Source organism: Staphylococcus epidermidis (genome assembly GCF_006742205.1).
Lineage (GTDB): Bacteria > Bacillota > Bacilli > Staphylococcales > Staphylococcaceae > Staphylococcus > Staphylococcus epidermidis.
The window spans coordinates 939,474-956,512 of record NZ_AP019721.1 but is presented as its reverse complement, the minus strand read 5'-3'; the positions used below and the strand labels follow the sequence as shown (position 1 = coordinate 956,512).

Below are 17,039 nucleotides of genomic sequence, written 5' to 3'. Positions count from 1 at the left end.
TTTCAATAATTGATTGTTTATTTCACTTATACTATTTAGCCCAATTTCCATTTTTAAAAACTAATTCTTTTGTTTCATCTTGCAATATCCCATAAATTGTTAAATCAGGACTACCAATCATGAAATCTTCATGAATATTGGAATCATTGAGTCCATTTGCAATTTTTTCTTCTGTAGTCATTTCAGTACCACCTTTGATATTAAAACTATAAGCTGACCCTATAGCTAGGTGGCATGATGCATTTTCATCAAAAAGAGTGTTATAGAATATTGTGCGTCGATTTGATATTGGTGAATCATCGGGCACTAGTGCTACTTCACCTAATCTACAAGCACCTTCATCAGTTGCAATTAAATCTTTAAGTAATTTCTCACCTTTTTCTGCTTTGACATCAATTATCACACCATCTTTAAAAGTCAATGTAAACCCGTCTATAATGTTACCATTAAGATTTAAAGGTAATTTATTGGTTACATATCCATTAACATTGTTTCTATCTGGAGCTGTAAAAACTTCTTCTGTAGGGATATTAGCAATGAAAGGTTGACCGTCCCCATTTACATAACTTGTTGCATCTTCCCATATGTGTCCTTTAGGTAACCCTACTATTAAATCCGTGCCTTCTGATATGTAATGTAAAGCTTGATAGTTTTTCTCTTGTAATCGTTTAGCATGAACACTTAAATCTTTAATGTGTTTTTCCCAATTTTCAATTGGATTTTGTCCATCTACACGAACAATATCAAATACTTCATCAATGAATTTAATATATGCTGATTCAACATCCAACTCTGGATAGACACGACGTGCCCAATCCCTAGTAGGGAACGCAGCCACTACCCATGGAAATTGGTTTTTTTGACTTGCTTCCATATATGGTTTAAATCCTTTTGAGTATACAGTTTGATACGCTTTTAACTTTTGCGCATCTATTCCATTTAATAGCTCTGGATCTTCAGCAATGAGCGCCAAGTTCGCTGCGCCACGATTAACATAATCCAGACGCTCTTCAATATCATATTGTTTGAGTTCTTGTTTTTCAAAGTGTTCAACTGATTCGTTTTCAAATTTTAATCTTTTTAATTTCGGGTCTGTGTAGCTCACTCGAACATCTTCTGCCCCTGCTTTATATGCTTCCTCGACGATTAAATGAGTTAATTCTAACGCTTCAACAGATGAACGTATAAAAACAGGTTGCTGTGGTTGTACATTCATTCCCACTCTTACTAATAATTCTGCATATTGTTTTAACTTATTATGATAATTCGTCATATTAATCCTCCATATCTTGTCTAAGCTGTCCTAAATGGTCAGCAATAGCCGTAACCTCACTAGGCGAGAATGAATCTTTAGACATTACGAATTCATATATTTCGCTTATGTCTTGATGAGGTGTTGATTTAAATTTTTCCGGATTAAGTAATGCTTGATTTACAATATTTAATTTTTGTCTTATATTAGAAATCATTTCTTCATTAGATAATGACATTTAATTCACCTCTTTAGTTCAATATTCTATCAAATTATCATAGTTTGTTAAACTTTGATAGAATTTGAGGTTAAGTACTTTCTTATTGTTTAGATAGTATATAAAATGGGCATATAAATACATAGTTTGGAGTGATACTAATGATACATGTAGCATTTGTATGTCTCGGTAATATATGTCGTTCTCCAATGGCTGAGGCTATCATGAGACAAAGACTACAAGAAAGAGGTATTTCAGATATAAAAGTTCATTCTAGAGGAACAGGACGTTGGAATTTAGGCGAACCTCCACATAACGGAACACAAAAAATTCTACAGAAGTACCATATTCCTTATGATGGTATGGTGAGTGAACTTTTCGAACCTGATGATGATTTTGACTATATTATTGCTATGGACCAAAGTAACGTAGACAATATCAAACAAATCAATCCAAATTTACAAGGACAATTGTTCAAATTGCTAGAATTTAGTAACATGGAAGAGAGTGATGTACCAGATCCATACTACACAAATAATTTTGAAGGTGTTTTCGAGATGGTGCAATCATCTTGTGATAATTTAATAGACTACATCGTAAAAGATGCAAATTTGAAAGAGAGGTAATTCAACTATGGAAAATAAATTAGTACCTGGTATTTTAATTGGTGCCGTAATTGGTGGCGCGGCTGCTCTTGCTGATAAATCTACACGTCATTCTTTAAAACAATCATTCAAAGACATCAAAGAAGGAAATCGTACACGTAAACCTTCAAAAATAAGTAGCATCAAAGATGAAGTAATGTATTGGAAAGATACATTAGATGAAATACGTCGTAATAATCCTGAATTAGAACGTTCTATTAAAGATGCCAAAGAAACTTTTGTAAATCGTAAAAATCAACGCTTAGGTAAATAAACTTTCAAATGCGTAGCATTTTCAGAGAAAGTAGGACATCAATTGGAAAATGTACGCATATAAGTTTATGATATTTAATAACTATGAAGTGGAACGGAATTCATTTTAGATGGATTCTGCTCCACTCTTTTTATCTTTATTGATTATAAACTTTACAATAATTGTTAAATTTTGACTCGCACTTGTTTAATACTTTAACTCATGTTAAAAACTATAAATCAATATTTAAAAACTATTGCCTTTCTATTTAATTTAGGCCAAAATAATCATTGAGTGTTAAAAATACATTACTTTTTAAAGGGTATTGGATTTATCATATATAAATAAAACCATATTTGTTTTACTATACCGCAAATACGGGAATATCAATTTTAAAAGTAAAACATAAAAAGCAAAGGAGATTGTTATGTCAAAAAAAGAGAAAACAACTTCTAAATATCTTAATTCAATAGAAGATAAAGAGCATAAAAAGAATAAAAAAATAGAAGTTGACCGTACATATATAGAACCTCAAGAATTCCAATCTAAGAAACCTAAAAAAAAGAATCAAGTATTTTTTGTTTCCCGGCTGAATAAACCAGCAAAATACACCGAAAACTCTAATTTCTTTTCTTACCTGATTTATAGGATAGGTAAAGATGACGCTGCAGGTTTAGCAGCACAGATGACATATCATTTTGTATTAGCACTTTTCCCAATGCTAATTTTTTTACTTACGCTACTTGGTCAATTTATCACGATTGATGCTAATCAGATTAATCAAAAAGTAAGTCAATATGTCCCTGATCAAGAAACAGCTAGCATCGTTGGTGGAATTGTTAAAGATATCTCTGACACTGCCAGTGGAGGTATTTTGTCAGTTGGGTTAATTTTAGCTATTTGGTCAGCATCAAATGGAATGTCCGCTATTATTAACTCATTTAATGTTGCTTATGACGTTGAGGATTCTCGAAACGGTGTAGTAGTTAAATTATTAAGTATTCTATATACACTTGTTTTAGGTGCAGTATTTGTTGTTGCTGTAGTACTTATAACACTAGGTCCAGTCATTAATAAATTTTTATTTGGACCACTAGGTATTGATAATCAAATTGAATGGATTTTTAATTTAGTACGAATTGTTATTCCATTGATTATTATTTTCATCATATTTACTGTACTTTATTCAGTTGCACCTAATGTTAAAACAAAATTACGTTCTGTTATTCCTGGCGCTATTTTCACTTCCATTATTTGGTTACTAGGGTCCTTTGCATTCGGTTACTATATTTCAAACTTTAGTAACTATTCGAAAACATACGGAAGTTTAGCTGGTATTATCATTTTATTCTTATGGTTGTATATCACAAGCTTTATTATTATTATCGGTGCTGAAATCAATGCAATTATTCACCAAAGAAAAGTCATAGCTGGTCACACGCCTGAAGAAGCCGCTATTAAACATGATGATAACAATGAAAATCACTATAACGAAAATACGACTTATGAATACTATGAAGATAGCAAAGATGTAGATATCTCTAATGAAGATGACACGTATAATATCAATCATCAATCTAAAGAAGAACATCACACAAGCGACTGATAATATTGAAAGGCGAAAGTATCGATAGATGTATCTTTACTTTCGCCTTTAATAATTTATTGAATTAAATTATGCTGGAACGCATATATTACTGCTTGTGTTCGATCTTGTACTTCTAATTTACTTAGTATGTTACTTACATGAGTTTTTACTGTTTTGATGGTGATATGAGAGGCGCTTGCAATCTCTTGGTTAGAGTATCCTTTAGCTATAAGTAATAGGATCTCCATTTCTCTTTCTGTCAACATTTCATAAAGCTCGGCACGTTTTTTCATACGGTTGCGCATTTTTACTAACACTTCTGGTTCAAATACTGATTCACCTTCATACGTTTTACGCACAGCGTCAGCTATATCACTTGCACTTGTTGTCTTTAAAATATAACTATCTACTCCAGAATCAAGTGCACGATAAACTTCTTTATCCTCTATAAAGCTTGTTAACATGACTACTTTAATTTGAGGTAAATCTTTTTTTATTTCAGTAGTTGCTTCTACACCATCCATATCGTCCATAAGTAAATCCATTAATATTAAATCTGGTTTTAGCTCATGCGCTTTAGTGATAGCATCTTTACCAGAAGCACCCTCACCTACTACTTCTATATCTTCTTGAGTTGAAAGATAGCTTGAAATACCGATTCTTACCATTTCATGATCATCAACAAATAAAACTTTAATCGCCACTTGAATTCTCCTCCTTATTCAATGGTGCCTTAACTTCAATTCGTGTACCTGAATCAGGTAAAGATACAATATGAAACGTCGCACCAATTTCTAACGCTCGTTCTCGCATATTTTTCAAACCATAACTTTGTTCAAATTTTTCATCTACATTAAACCCTTTTCCATTATCTTGAATTCTTAGTAAAAGATAATCCTCTTGATTAAATAATTCCACAGTTACTTTTGTACCATTTGAATGTCTCAATGTATTTGAAATAGCTTCTTGTGTAATTCTGAACAAATGATCTTCAATGCCTTTTGGCACTTCAAAATCTTGAATTTCATGCACAACTTTCATTGGTACTTTCTTTTGTAAATCGATGACTAAATCTTTAATTCCTTCACCTAAAGACTTATCTTTTAAACCTATCGGTCTTAAATGTAACAACAAAGCTCTCATTTCAAGTTGTGAGTCTTGAACCATTTTTTCAAGAATTGGTATCTGTTGATTTAAAGGTGGTTCTAATTTCGACTCTTTTATCGCCGATAGCATCATGCTCGCAGCAAATAATTGTTGACTAACAGAATCATGTAATTCCCTGGCAAGTCGTTGTCGCTCATCTTCGATAATCTTTTTGACTTTAACATCATTAATATTGTAGTTTTCATTAGTTAAATTTTGAGTCTTCATTCTAAGTCGATGTAATTCTTGATTTAATGGAACTAGTGTATGATAAATATCTATCGTTTCTGTATATAATTCGATATTTTGATCATTGATACCTACTGTTTGTCCTTCTATTGATCTTTCTATTTGTGAAATAATCCAATCATTTTGTTGATTAATTTTATAAGCTAAAACAGATCCAACTATAATACATAAAAGAACAATTAATAAATTTAAAAATAGAAAAACAGGTATTCCAAATATTTGTGTATAAAACATCCCCTGAAAAAAGATAATATTTACAAACACTTTATCAATAAATAAAAAAGCAATAAGCATACTATATACTAATATAAGCATTGAGCCTATAGCTCTTATGTAGTGATTCATCTATAAATCACCTCTACGTCTCCAATGAATGATGAAACGTAAACATTAACAGTATAATTATCATCTTTCGTTTTTTCTTCAATTTGAACATGGTTATTCTCAATCTTATAAGATTTATCGTTCACATAAGCAGTGCCGTAGAAGAGAGTCGCATGTAAATTTATATTATAATTAAGAGGTACAACTACTTGTACTTTACCTAAAATATGACGCACAACTATGGTATTTGTTTCCTTAATATTTGCCGCTTTTGTCATATCAATGTGTATGTCTCCTATACCGTGTTGAATCTGTACGTCTTCCCATTTATATACATACACTGGTGTATGTTGTTCACCAAACCATTTTTGCTTAATAAAAATGGGTGATGTGATGTCTTCATCTGTAGCAATCACTTTTAATGGTCTAAACTTATAAACCAAATAACGTATGATGACTACAATTAAAAATATAAATAGAATAATAATCGTGTACTTATTAGACAAAAGTGTAAAAGCAATTAATAAGGTTCCTATCCAAAAAGATAGTAGTCCTCTTACTTTATGAAAATACACATACCCTACATATACAAGTACACATCCTAATAGGAGTACTAGTAAAAAGCCAATTTTTTCAAAAAATATATAGTAAAAATTAGCAATAATCATTAAAGCAGTAAAAATAATCAACATTTCAGTTGATATATATTTGCGTGTCATATTTCGCCACCTTTCTATGCTACAGCACTCATATGATATATAAAGTGGAATGCTTCTTCAGTAGTTATTTTCATTCTAGATTGTAAATTTATATCCGCTTCTATTCTCGCATAATAAGACTCAGCATCATTTAATTGTGATTTAATCATATCAATATCATTATCATGTATTTCCTCAGCACAATAGATTGCTTGATTGTTTACTAAATCTATATATTTATTTTCTAATGAGAGCGTGAGGGTGTCAATTAACTTCTTTAATTGTAATCTTTTTTCTCTTAAATAATTAATATAAGTATCAATATTTTTAATTTGCTTATCTAATGACATTTTATATTCATTGATACTTTTTTTAGTAATTCGTTTTATAAATTGTTGTAAATATAAATCTAAAATATTCAATGATATCACCTCGTCACTGATTAAGCTTTATTATAAAACAATTCCGAAACCTAATGAAATAGGCTTCGGAACCATATATGCTTCATACTTTAGTCTGACGAGATATGAAAAAAGTAAATTATAATCTTAATTTCTAATTTGAATTACTAATTTTTAATTAATCATCAATCTTAGTTGTAAGTAACGGACCATCTTTTGTAACTATAACCGTGTGTTCAATTTGAGCGACATAACTTTTATCTTTAGTTTCAAAAGCCCATTCATTTTTACCTTCAGTTACAAATGTAGCATGTGTTGATATGAATGGTTCTACTGCAATGACTTGCCCTTCTTTTAATAATGTTTTATCTTTAGGATCAAAATAATTCATGACATGATTAGGTGCCTCATGAAGTGATTGTCCAACACCATGTCCAGTTAAATTTTTAATCACAGTCAAGTCATTTTGGCGTGCAGTTGCATGAACAGCTTTTCCAATATTACTCAATTTTGTACCTGGTTTCACCTTTTTCATAGCATTTTCAAAAGCCATTGTGGCTACGTCACAAACCTTTTGTTTAAGTGGTTGATCTGATTTCCCTACAACAAATGAAATTCCAGTGTCAGCATAGTACCCATTTTTTAAAGCTGATACATCAATATTAACTAGGTCACCTTCACGAATTACTCGTTTACCAGGGATTCCATGCGCGACCTCTTCGTTAACACTAATGCAAGTTTGACCTGGGAAGTTTTCATCGTGAATAGGCGCTGATATCGCCCCATGCTCTTCAAATAAATCTTTGGCAATGTGATCTAATTCACGGGTAGTCACTCCAGGTTTAGTAGCTTCTTTCATAGTATCTCTGACTTTTGCACAAATGTAACCTATTTCTTTTAACGCTTGTAATTCTTCATCAGTTTTAACAATCATTTTATCCCGTTCCTTTATAAATTATATTACATCTTATTATAGCAAAAATTTTTTGATATACTAAATATGAATGTATAACGATTCATAATAGTTAAATTAATTTTCAAAGAAAGAGAATTTGTCTAAAGTAAAGTCTTTTCGAATTTCCTTTTCTTAAGAGGAGTCAGTATGATATGAATGATAAATGGTATAGACATATAATTGGAGCGCGAACTATTAAAACTGGTTTGGCTACTTTTTTTACGTCTTTATTTTGTATGTTGTTAAACCTCACTCCAATTTTTGCCATACTTACTGCAATTGTTACAATTGAACCTACTGCTAAAGCATCATTAAAAAAGGGGTATAAAAGGTTGCCAGCAACAGTTATTGGTGCGTTATTTGCTGTTGTCTTTACATATGTCTTCGGTGATCAATCACCGTTAAGTTATGCTTTAAGTGCTACATTTACCATTCTGATATGCACTAAACTTAATTTACAGGTAGGAACAACTGTCGCAGTATTAACTTCCGTTGCAATGATTCCAGGTATACATGAAGCATATGTGTTCAATTTCTTTTCACGGTTACTTACAGCTCTTATAGGACTTGTTACGGCTGGATTAGTCAATTTTATCATCTTACCACCTAAGTATTATCATCAACTTGAAGAGCAATTAGCCCTTAGTGAGAAAAAAATGTATCGTTTATTTTATGAACGCTGTAATGAGTTATTATTAGGAAAATTCAGCTCGGAAAAGACTAGTAAAGAATTATCAAAATTAAACATTATTGCTCAAAAAGTTGAAACATTAATGAGTTATCAAAGAGATGAACTTCATTATCATAAAAATGAAGATAATTGGAAATTATTAAATCGCCTTACAAATCGCGCTTATAACAACCGTTTATTTATTTCACATTTATCTAACATTATTTATTTACCCAAACATACGTCTATTGCTTTTGATGCTAATGAGAAGATAGCATTGATTAATATTAGTAATAGTATTAATGGCATCATTCAAAAAGGAAGCTTTGCACGTCAAAAAAAATCTATTGCAACACTAAAGTCTTCTGTTAAACAGATGGATGAGTTTGACCAAAATCAAATGAAAAGTACACTCATATATGAAATTCTACTCATATACAAAATTTTAGATTCACGTTATGCAAAATAATATGACGTTAAAACTAATTACTTTATTACATATATATAAATTATTTCGTATGATAAAAAGCCGTAGAACAAAGTTTATCTACGGCTCTTTTGATACATAGAAATAGACGCATAAATCTCTTTAATACATTGAATTTGAATGTTTGGCTAACTATTCGTCTACACCTTCACCTATCGTCACGCTCGTAACAAATCCATGTGTCACTTTGTATTGTAATTTAATCATTTTACCGTGATAGACATATATACCGTCTTCTGGATATTGTGAATCATTGCTTGTATGTGGAATATGATTCAATCTCTCATTTGGGTATGCATCTTTCATACTTTCAAGTGATAGTGATTGATTATTAATACTGAAACGTACACTTATCGCTGTATGATTGCTTGTAGCTCTAATTTCTTGATCATAAACCTTTTTGTATTCAATATCATTAGTATCATCTTGCTGAATCTGATAACCATTAATATTTAAATGACCATTATCTAGGGAATTAATAAATTGAGGTTGAGTTAAAAATGTTGGATTTTCACCAGCCTCACCTTCTAAAGAAAAGCTATGAGATTGTTTGGTTTCGTTTGTTTGGTGATGCTTTTCTAAGTAAGTATGTGCTTGTGCGACATGTGAAAACGGAAAGGCTAACGTTAAAGCAGCTAGTGTCAATGACGTCAATTTAAAAATCTTCATATTTTCACTCCTATATTTATTGTATGGTTCAATTACAGTTTAACAATAAGTATATGTTTCAAAGTGTTTTTTTCATATGTAATAGAAATTAGCACCTGAGTGTCTATGTTTCAAGATTAATGAACATTAACGTTTCCTAAATGTATATCTAAAGGTGCTACGTATAAATATAGAAGACATTGTTTTTTCATCTCAACACATCCCACTTTCCACATTTTCTTTAGCGTTTTAGAAGGAAATGCTCATCACTTTGTTCATGACCTTTTGTTAATTAACCATCGGCATAAGTTATTTACAATTCAGAATTCAGTCATTAACTGCTAATACGTTAAAATGCCCCTAGAACATGCATTAATGTTCTAGAGGCATTAATATAATAAGTCTTTATACAAATAACTAATTATCGTCATGATTAACAATAATTATTAAAAATTAAGTTATATTGAGTTATTTTTTATTTTCTTTTGCACGTTTAATAAGAACTTGCTTAGCAGCTTCTTCCTCTGTGTTATCGATCTTCTTAGGCTCAAATAGTATCCCTTTTCTTTCACATGCTTTCTCAAGTAGATAATCAGTTATTTCATGATTTTTTGGTAAAATTGGGCCGTGAAGATAAGAACCTAATAGATTTTTATAGTGTATACCTTCTTTTCGATCGTTATCATTATTACCATAACCATACGTTACTCGGCCTAATGTTCCATACGGATGATATGTTCTACCACCATGATTTTCAAATCCAACAATCGTGCCAAAAGTATCACTCTCTATAATGATATCTCCAGTTAAGCGTTCTTTTTTAGACTCGGTATAGAAGTCAAGAACACCCAATCCTTCTAACTCGGTACCATCAGGAGTAATATACTTATGACCTAAAAATTGATAACCACCGCATATAGTTAACCCAGGCATACCATCTTCAATTGCATTTTTTAAAGAAGTTTTAATTTTACTTAATTCTTTCGTGGCAAGCGCTTGTTCCCTATCACTCCCACCACCAATGAAGAAAATATCACAATCATCAAATGTGACTCCCTCAGTCTCATTGATTTCTTTAACATTTATCTTAATATTTCTTTTTTTAGCTCTTTGTTTTAATGCCATGATATTACCAATATCACTGTATAAATTAAGCTTATCTGACATGAAATGATAAACCGTTAGTTCATTCATCTTACGATTGCCCTCCTTCAAATGAGCGATTAAGTTGTTCAAGCATTGGTGTTAATGATGTATAGTTTGGAATTGCTACCGTAAATGAACTGTATTTCATAGTTAATGCAGTCGCTTTGTAGATATCCTTTTCAACCTTAATAGGCACTTCAACTTCAGCAAGTTTGAGACGTAATTGTAGTTCCTCAGCACGTGTACCACTTACAATGATAGCTTCGATATCTTGGGTAGCTAGCTTTTCAAAGTCTGCATCGTATATCCATGAAATATCTCGACCATCTGCCGCGTTGTCATTAAGACTAATAACATAAATTTTTTTATCATCAATTTGCTCGCCTACTGATAGACTTGCATTCATTCCAGCTGGATTTTTTGCTAGATTAATCATAGCTTCCTTCTTATTTTTTGAAAAATACTGCATGCGACCATTATCAGACGTATATGTTTCAAATCCTTTGCGTATTGCATCATCATTTAATCCTAATTCTCTTAATACGGTATAGGCTGCTATTGCATTATAAGAATTAAAATCTCCTGCAATTTTCATATTAAACTCACTTTGGTTTATTATCATTTTTAAGAATGGTGAAGCATCAAATGATGACACTTCATATGTAGGTTCTTCTCGCTTAAATCCACATTCACAGTGATAATGTCCAATTTGATTATAATGTATATAGTCATATTGCAATAATCGTCCACAATTAGGACAATATTTACTTTCATTCATTGTACTTTGTTCAAAGTCATGCGCAAATTTTTTCATTCCGTAATACACAATGGAATGACTTGCAATTTTCAAGCGACTCACAAACGGATCATCTGCATTTAATAATAATTTTATCCCTTTGTTACTTATTGATTTTGCAATATTATCAACCATAATATCGATTTCACCAAATCGATCCATTTGATCTCTAAAGAAATTTGTAAACACCATCATAGAAGGTGTGACTTCGTTTAAAACACGTGGAATAGATCCTTCGTCTATTTCAATTATCGCAATATTAGTATTCTTAGAGCTTTGCATAATAAAAGCAGAAGTTATCCCTGCTGCCATATTTGCTCCTTCATTATTGTGAATAATGTTTATTTGATTTTTCTTTAATGTATGTCCAATTAAGTTAGATGTAGTCGTTTTACCATTAGTCCCACTTATAAAAACAATGTCATCTACTTGTTTAGCTAATTTTCTTAAAATATTATGATCCACACGTCTTGCAATCTGTCCCGGCAAGTCTGTACCCTTTTTACCTACAGCTATACTTGCTTTCCTTGCTAACTTAGCCATGTGGGTTGCAGTCCATTGTCTCATGCGTTTCCTCCTCCAATTTGCACTCGAGTAATTATAACACGTAAATGGTATAACAAAAAAGATTCTCAACTAAGATATGTTATTCATTAATCAAATTAGAATAATTATTAATAAGAACGACAATCACTATATCTAGATTAGAATAATTATTATTTGCTATTGAGAAAAGTTTTGTTATAATATAAAAGAATCTTATTTTTATTTATACGGGGTGATTGAAGATGTTAAGTAAAGAACTATTAGCAGCTTTAAATGAACAGATGAATCAAGAATATTTTGCAGCGCATGCATATATGGCAATGGCAGCATACTGTGACAAAGAATCTTATGACGGATTTGCAAATTTTTATATAGAACAAGCTAAAGAGGAACGTTTCCACGGTAAAAAAATCTATGACTATATCAATGATCGTGGCGAACATGCCATCTTTGATACAATTAAAGCTCCTAAAGTAGAATTTTCTTCTATTTTAGAAACATTTAAAGATAGTTTAGCTCAAGAACGTGATGTTACTCAACGTTTCTATAATCTATCAGAATTAGCTCGGAATGATAAAGATTATGCTACAATTTCATTTTTAAATTGGTTCTTAGATGAACAAGTTGAAGAAGAATCTACATTTGAAACTCATATAGATTACCTTACTCGTATTGGCGATGATTGTAATACACTTTACCTATATGAAAAAGAATTAGCAGCGCGTTCATTCAACGAACAATAAATACAACAACTTATTCCTAAATATTGTGTTATTTTCCCTTAAATCTCCTCAAAGATAAATGATTTAAGGGTTTTTTTATGCATAAATCATTTGTTCTAACCCGTTTTACTATCTATAAGATTGTTATTGTAATAAAATATTGACATTAAATACTAACATAACGAAAAAGAATTGAAAGGAATGAAATAATGGTACAAAATGCATTTGTTGCACTGGACTTTGAAACTGCTAACAGTAAACGAACAAGTATTTGCTCTGTAGGTATGGTTAAAGTTATTGATAATCAAATAACAGAGTCATTTCATACCCTTGTGAATCCTTTTGACTACTTTACTGAAACAAATATTACTGTACATGGCATCCATCCCGAAGATGTGCAAGATGCTCCTGGATTCAAGCATGTCTATCCATATATGCTAAAATTTATTGATCAACTTCCTGTTGTTGCCCATAATGCTGCTTTTGATATGAATGTGTTACATCAAAGTTTAAAAAGTCATAATATAGATACACCTTCTTTGACATACTTTTGTTCATATCAATTAGCTAAACGAACAATTAATGCATATCGATATGGGCTAAAACATTTAATGAATCATTACCATTTAGATTTTCACGGTCATCATGATGCGTTAAATGATGCTAAAGCTTGTGCAATGATTACCTACCGCTTATTGAAACATTATGATGATCTTCAAAGCATGTTGAGTATATATGGAAAAAATCTCAAAGATAAAGGCTGATTGTCCACTTAACTTGTGTTCATCAGCCATTTAAATAAAATCATATATTGTTAAATTTTTAAAATCAGATTGCTCTAAACTCCCGACCGTTACACCTATTAATCGAATCGGAATCTCTGGATCTTTTAAGTCGTTATATAAAGTATAGGCAATATTATAGATATCAGTTTCAGTACGAATAGGATCTCTCAAACTTTTTTGCTTTGAGATTGTTTCATATTGATAGGTCTTTATTTTTACAGTGACTGTTTTACCTGATTTTTGAATTTTATTTAAACGTTCTGCTGTTTTTCCTGAAAGCTCTCTTATTTTTCTTAAAATAACATCATCATCGTTAACATCTGTAGAAAATGTCCTTTCAGTACCAACAGATTTACGAACTCTACTCGCCTTTACTTCATTATGGTCTATACCTCGAGCTTTATTATACAAACCTCGTCCTCTTTTACCGAATAAACGTATTAATTCAAATTCATCTTTATTATATAAATCTTGACCTGTATATATATGATGTTGATGCATTTTTTTCTTCGAAGCTTTGCCTACCCCTGGGAAATCTCCAATATCTAATTGCATTAATATTTCATGTACATTATTGTAATCAATTACTGTCAAACCATTCGGCTTGTTCATACCACTCGCTAACTTTGCTAAAAACTTATTATAAGACACGCCGGCTGACGCAGTTAAACGTGTTACTTCGTATATATCTCTGCGAATATAATTTGCAATGGTTGATGCTGGTAAATCCGGTCTCACTAAATGTGTAATATCTAAATAAGCTTCATCTAAAGACATGGGTTCTACTAATTCTGTATAGCTTCTGAATATTTTCATGATTTGACCAGATACCTCTCTATAAGTATCAAAACGGCTTGTTACATAATATCCATTGGGGCATAGCTTATGTGCTTGAGTCATAGGCATAGCAGAGTGAACACCATAAGCTCTTGCTTCGTATGATGCCGTAGAAACTACGCCTCGATGACTCGCTTTACCGCCAACGATGACAGGTTTTCCTTTTAGTTTAGGATTATCTCTCATTTCAACTTGAGCAAAAAAATAATCCATATCTATATGAATAATTCTTCTTTCAGTCATCGACTCACCTCACTATGTCTTCCAAATAATGGCTTTATATTATTATACGCCATCCTTTCTATGTTTACATGTATTGTGCACATGGTAATATTTGTATTGTTTATTTAATTAATGTAATAAAAAAATAGGACTACAATTTTTAGAATAAATTCATAGTCCTATCCTTTTCTACATAAGTAGTTATGTGAATGTAGTTGCATATTTTAATGAGATTTTTTATTACAATTGAAACGAGTTGAAAAATAAGAAATGAAATTTTTAAATCAATTATCAACTTTGATATATACGCTTGTCACTATAATTAGTGATTATTCATAATAGGTTTGAGTAGGCTTTTGATGATAAAGATACAAACCTTCTCCATAGGTTTGTATATATTTGAATTTGCTTTGTAATGCCAATGCTACTAAAAACACATCTATCATACAATAACTTGTATGTATACTAAACATAAAGATTAAAGATGAGAAGGAATATATTTGAATAAGTGCTAGTAAGGTCGCACTTATGATAACAAGTGGTGCTATCATGATAATTGTAAATTGCCACCGATGAAAACAAGTCTGAGAGAACTGTACAATAATTTTGTTTTTATCATATTTTAAAGATGGTTTTTCACCTTTAGAAAATATAATGAACAAAATACGATGAATAAACTCATGCAAAATAACTAGTACTGCGAAACCTACAAATCCAAAAATAAGATTCATGACAAGATTTTGTTCAATGATATGCGTTGTTTGATAAGCCCATTTATAAGTAAATAGTATTGTAAATAGCGCCAATACAATTTGCAACAGAACAAATCGTTGGATTTGAAATTTGTTGCCTGATAAATCTATTTTATGCACATTCACCCCTCCAGTTCTCTATTTTCAAAAACAGTATACAATTTTTATTATAGCTAAAAAAGACCTTTTTCAATAAAGTAAGTTGCTTGTAATACAATCTTAACAATCACTTCAAAATAACAATGAATTGACTTCTATTAAATTCACTCTTCGTCTTTACGTACAAATAATGCTACAGTCTCAATATGAGTTGTTTGTGGGAACATATCAACTGGTGTAATTTCTACTAACTCGTATTGTTCAGCCAATATTTGCGCATCTCTTTGTTGCGTTGAAGGGTTACATGATATATAAACAATCCTTTTCGGATTTAATTTTAAAAGAGTAGTTAAGAAAGTTTCATCGCATCCTTTTCTAGGTGGATCTACCATGACTACGCCTGGTTTAATCCCTTGTGATTTCCATGTTAAGATAACATCTTCTGCTTTTCCACATTCGAAAGTCGTATTTTTAAGTTGGTTTTTAGTCGCATTGTCTTCCGCATCTTTTATGGCTTGCGGAACAACTTCTACACCATAAACATGTTTTGCTAGTGGTGCCATATATAGACCAATCGTTCCTATACCACAATACGTATCCAATACTATTTCTTTTCCTGTTAATTGAGCATAATTCAGAGCTTGCTGATAAAGTTTTTCAGTTTGTGATGAGTTAATTTGGTAAAATGATAAATCAGAAATATGATAAGTTACTTCACTTAATTGGTCTTCAATTTTATCTTTACCATATAAAGTCATTGATTGACGCCCCATTATAACATTAGAATGGCTATTGTTTATATTCTGTTTAATACTTGTTATATTTGGAAATTCTTTTTTTAGCTTGTTTACTAATAGTTCTGATTGTTTAAATGTTGCTCCATTTGTAACAAAGATAACCATCATTTCATCGGTATGATAACCAGTCCTTACTACTAAATGACGTATTAAACCTGTTTTTGTTTTTTCGTTATATATAGATATATTTAATTCATTGAGCCAGTACTTCACTCGATTCATTACTTCTTGATGTTGTCTATCTTGTATAAGACAACTATCCATATCTATAATGTCATGGCTACGTTGTCTATAGAATCCCATTATAACTTGATTCGAGTTACTTTGACCTACAGGAATTTGAGATTTATTACGGTATCGCCAGGGATTGACCATGCCAATAGTTTCCTTTATAACCGTATTCTCAAAAGGGCCTTTTCTATGAAAAAGATTAACTACTTGTTCTCTTTTCATATCCAATTGCGCTCTATATGTCATATGTTGTAATTGACAACCACCACACTTTGCATAATAAATACAAGGTGGTGTCACTCTATCATCACTTTCACTTATGACCTCTATCAATTTTCCTATAGCAAAATTCTTTTTCACTTTAATTAATTTAAATTTAATTTCTTCATCAATTAAAGCATTAGGAATAAAAATTGGATATCGATCAACTTTAACAACTCCGTGTCCCTCATGAGTTAAATCAATAACCTTTCCCGTTTTAACTTCGTTTTTCTTAATTGTTTCCAATTTTTTCCCTCCCACATACAAAAAGGTTAGGAATATAATGTGTGGCATTCCTAACCTTAAATTTGAT

19 protein-coding genes are annotated in these 17,039 nt (G+C 31.1%); 6 read left to right on the top strand and 13 right to left on the bottom strand.

Going from position 1 to position 17,039, the window contains the following annotated elements; all coding sequences use genetic code 11:
- Positions 1-31 precede the first annotated feature (31 nt).
- Together FNL83_RS04705 and FNL83_RS04700 are read right to left on the bottom strand one after the other, a co-directional pair.
- Positions 32-1,273 (bottom strand): aminopeptidase, encoded by a 1,242-nt coding sequence (locus FNL83_RS04705; RefSeq protein WP_001832467.1) that lies wholly within the window; start codon positions 1,271-1,273, stop codon positions 32-34.
- A gap of 1 nt (position 1,274) precedes the next feature.
- On the bottom strand, positions 1,275-1,490 hold the full coding sequence (locus tag FNL83_RS04700; protein ID WP_001830421.1) for a DUF1128 domain-containing protein: 216 nt from the start codon (positions 1,488-1,490) through the stop codon (positions 1,275-1,277).
- 140 nt (positions 1,491-1,630) lie between these two features.
- On the opposite strand from FNL83_RS04700, the gene FNL83_RS04695 reads away from it, so the two are divergent.
- From FNL83_RS04695 to FNL83_RS04685, 3 genes are all read left to right on the top strand, one after another.
- Positions 1,631-2,095 carry a low molecular weight protein-tyrosine-phosphatase gene (locus FNL83_RS04695; RefSeq protein WP_001830437.1) on the top strand — a complete coding sequence of 155 codons (465 nt, stop codon included), beginning with the start codon at positions 1,631-1,633 and terminating at the stop codon, positions 2,093-2,095.
- A gap of 7 nt (positions 2,096-2,102) precedes the next feature.
- Positions 2,103-2,387: a YtxH domain-containing protein gene (locus FNL83_RS04690; protein ID WP_001830401.1), complete on the top strand. Its 285-nt coding sequence runs from the start codon at positions 2,103-2,105 to the stop codon at positions 2,385-2,387.
- Positions 2,388-2,793: 406 nt separating this feature from the next.
- Positions 2,794-3,972 carry a YihY/virulence factor BrkB family protein gene (locus FNL83_RS04685; RefSeq protein WP_001830411.1) on the top strand — a complete coding sequence of 393 codons (1,179 nt, stop codon included), beginning with the start codon at positions 2,794-2,796 and terminating at the stop codon, positions 3,970-3,972.
- Positions 3,973-4,028: 56 nt separating this feature from the next.
- Here the strand turns inward: FNL83_RS04685 and vraR are convergent, their stop codons facing one another.
- The 5 genes from vraR to map all read right to left on the bottom strand — a co-directional run bounded on the left by vraR (position 4,029) and on the right by map (position 7,706).
- Positions 4,029-4,658 (bottom strand): response regulator transcription factor VraR, encoded by a 630-nt coding sequence (vraR, locus tag FNL83_RS04680; RefSeq protein WP_001830439.1) that lies wholly within the window; start codon positions 4,656-4,658, stop codon positions 4,029-4,031.
- The gene (gene vraS, locus FNL83_RS04675; RefSeq protein ID WP_001830374.1) at positions 4,648-5,694 is read right to left on the bottom strand and encodes a sensor histidine kinase VraS; all 1,047 of its coding nucleotides are present in this window, start codon (positions 5,692-5,694) and stop codon (positions 4,648-4,650) included. Before vraS ends, vraR begins: the two co-directional genes overlap by 11 nt.
- Positions 5,691-6,392 carry a cell wall-active antibiotics response protein VraT gene (vraT, locus tag FNL83_RS04670; protein WP_002473931.1) on the bottom strand — a complete coding sequence of 234 codons (702 nt, stop codon included), beginning with the start codon at positions 6,390-6,392 and terminating at the stop codon, positions 5,691-5,693. Before vraT ends, vraS begins: the two co-directional genes overlap by 4 nt.
- Before the next feature lie 14 nt (positions 6,393-6,406).
- Positions 6,407-6,793: a hypothetical protein gene (locus tag FNL83_RS04665; protein WP_002489903.1), complete on the bottom strand. Its 387-nt coding sequence runs from the start codon at positions 6,791-6,793 to the stop codon at positions 6,407-6,409.
- 157 nt (positions 6,794-6,950) lie between these two features.
- Positions 6,951-7,706, bottom strand: coding sequence for a type I methionyl aminopeptidase (gene map, locus FNL83_RS04660; protein WP_002457092.1), 756 nt, complete (start codon positions 7,704-7,706; stop codon positions 6,951-6,953).
- A gap of 173 nt (positions 7,707-7,879) precedes the next feature.
- Between map and FNL83_RS04655 the strand changes: the two genes are divergently transcribed.
- Entirely contained in the window at positions 7,880-8,866 is a 987-nt protein-coding gene (locus tag FNL83_RS04655) for an FUSC family protein (protein WP_002457091.1), read from the top strand.
- A gap of 150 nt (positions 8,867-9,016) precedes the next feature.
- Here the strand turns inward: FNL83_RS04655 and isaB are convergent, their stop codons facing one another.
- From isaB to murT, 3 genes are all read right to left on the bottom strand, one after another.
- Complete coding sequence (gene isaB / locus FNL83_RS04650) at positions 9,017-9,553, bottom strand: immunodominant staphylococcal antigen IsaB family protein (protein ID WP_001830372.1); 537 nt, start codon at positions 9,551-9,553, stop codon at positions 9,017-9,019.
- Positions 9,554-10,000: 447 nt separating this feature from the next.
- Entirely contained in the window at positions 10,001-10,726 is a 726-nt protein-coding gene (gatD, locus tag FNL83_RS04645) for a lipid II isoglutaminyl synthase subunit GatD (RefSeq protein ID WP_001832482.1), read from the bottom strand.
- 1 nt (position 10,727) lies between these two features.
- Positions 10,728-12,041 (bottom strand): lipid II isoglutaminyl synthase subunit MurT, encoded by a 1,314-nt coding sequence (murT, locus tag FNL83_RS04640; protein WP_001830445.1) that lies wholly within the window; start codon positions 12,039-12,041, stop codon positions 10,728-10,730.
- A 221-nt stretch (positions 12,042-12,262) separates the two neighbouring features.
- Here murT and ftnA point away from each other — a divergent pair, with 221 nt between their 5' ends.
- Together ftnA and FNL83_RS04630 are read left to right on the top strand one after the other, a co-directional pair.
- Entirely contained in the window at positions 12,263-12,763 is a 501-nt protein-coding gene (gene ftnA, locus FNL83_RS04635; RefSeq protein WP_001830392.1) for an H-type ferritin FtnA, read from the top strand.
- 188 nt (positions 12,764-12,951) lie between these two features.
- On the top strand, positions 12,952-13,506 hold the full coding sequence (locus FNL83_RS04630) for a 3'-5' exonuclease (RefSeq protein ID WP_001830405.1): 555 nt from the start codon (positions 12,952-12,954) through the stop codon (positions 13,504-13,506).
- Between the two features lie 30 nt (positions 13,507-13,536).
- Here the strand turns inward: FNL83_RS04630 and dinB are convergent, their stop codons facing one another.
- The 3 genes from dinB to rlmD all read right to left on the bottom strand — a co-directional run bounded on the left by dinB (position 13,537) and on the right by rlmD (position 16,972).
- Complete coding sequence (gene dinB / locus FNL83_RS04625; RefSeq protein WP_001830390.1) at positions 13,537-14,607, bottom strand: DNA polymerase IV; 1,071 nt, start codon at positions 14,605-14,607, stop codon at positions 13,537-13,539.
- A 308-nt stretch (positions 14,608-14,915) separates the two neighbouring features.
- Positions 14,916-15,458 carry a DUF3267 domain-containing protein gene (locus FNL83_RS04620; RefSeq protein WP_001830365.1) on the bottom strand — a complete coding sequence of 181 codons (543 nt, stop codon included), beginning with the start codon at positions 15,456-15,458 and terminating at the stop codon, positions 14,916-14,918.
- A 143-nt stretch (positions 15,459-15,601) separates the two neighbouring features.
- A complete protein-coding gene (gene rlmD, locus FNL83_RS04615; RefSeq protein WP_002484894.1) occupies positions 15,602-16,972 on the bottom strand; it encodes a 23S rRNA (uracil(1939)-C(5))-methyltransferase RlmD in 1,371 nt (456 codons plus the stop codon).
- Positions 16,973-17,039 lie beyond the last annotated feature (67 nt).

Bases quoted from the DNA above. Each gene is read 5' to 3' on its own strand.
- FNL83_RS04705 (WP_001832467.1), bottom strand. From the start codon at position 1,273: ATGACGAATTATCATAATAAGTTAAAACAATATGCAGAATTATTAGTA.
- FNL83_RS04700 (WP_001830421.1), bottom strand. From the start codon at position 1,490: ATGTCATTATCTAATGAAGAAATGATTTCTAATATAAGACAAAAATTA.
- FNL83_RS04695 (WP_001830437.1), top strand. From the start codon at position 1,631: ATGATACATGTAGCATTTGTATGTCTCGGTAATATATGTCGTTCTCCA.
- FNL83_RS04690 (WP_001830401.1), top strand. From the start codon at position 2,103: ATGGAAAATAAATTAGTACCTGGTATTTTAATTGGTGCCGTAATTGGT.
- FNL83_RS04685 (WP_001830411.1), top strand. From the start codon at position 2,794: ATGTCAAAAAAAGAGAAAACAACTTCTAAATATCTTAATTCAATAGAA.
- vraS (WP_001830374.1), bottom strand. From the start codon at position 5,694: ATGAATCACTACATAAGAGCTATAGGCTCAATGCTTATATTAGTATAT.
- vraT (WP_002473931.1), bottom strand. From the start codon at position 6,392: ATGACACGCAAATATATATCAACTGAAATGTTGATTATTTTTACTGCT.
- map (WP_002457092.1), bottom strand. From the start codon at position 7,706: ATGATTGTTAAAACTGATGAAGAATTACAAGCGTTAAAAGAAATAGGT.
- FNL83_RS04655 (WP_002457091.1), top strand. From the start codon at position 7,880: ATGAATGATAAATGGTATAGACATATAATTGGAGCGCGAACTATTAAA.
- isaB (WP_001830372.1), bottom strand. From the start codon at position 9,553: ATGAAGATTTTTAAATTGACGTCATTGACACTAGCTGCTTTAACGTTA.
- gatD (WP_001832482.1), bottom strand. From the start codon at position 10,726: ATGAATGAACTAACGGTTTATCATTTCATGTCAGATAAGCTTAATTTA.
- murT (WP_001830445.1), bottom strand. From the start codon at position 12,041: ATGAGACAATGGACTGCAACCCACATGGCTAAGTTAGCAAGGAAAGCA.
- ftnA (WP_001830392.1), top strand. From the start codon at position 12,263: ATGTTAAGTAAAGAACTATTAGCAGCTTTAAATGAACAGATGAATCAA.
- FNL83_RS04630 (WP_001830405.1), top strand. From the start codon at position 12,952: ATGGTACAAAATGCATTTGTTGCACTGGACTTTGAAACTGCTAACAGT.
- dinB (WP_001830390.1), bottom strand. From the start codon at position 14,607: ATGACTGAAAGAAGAATTATTCATATAGATATGGATTATTTTTTTGCT.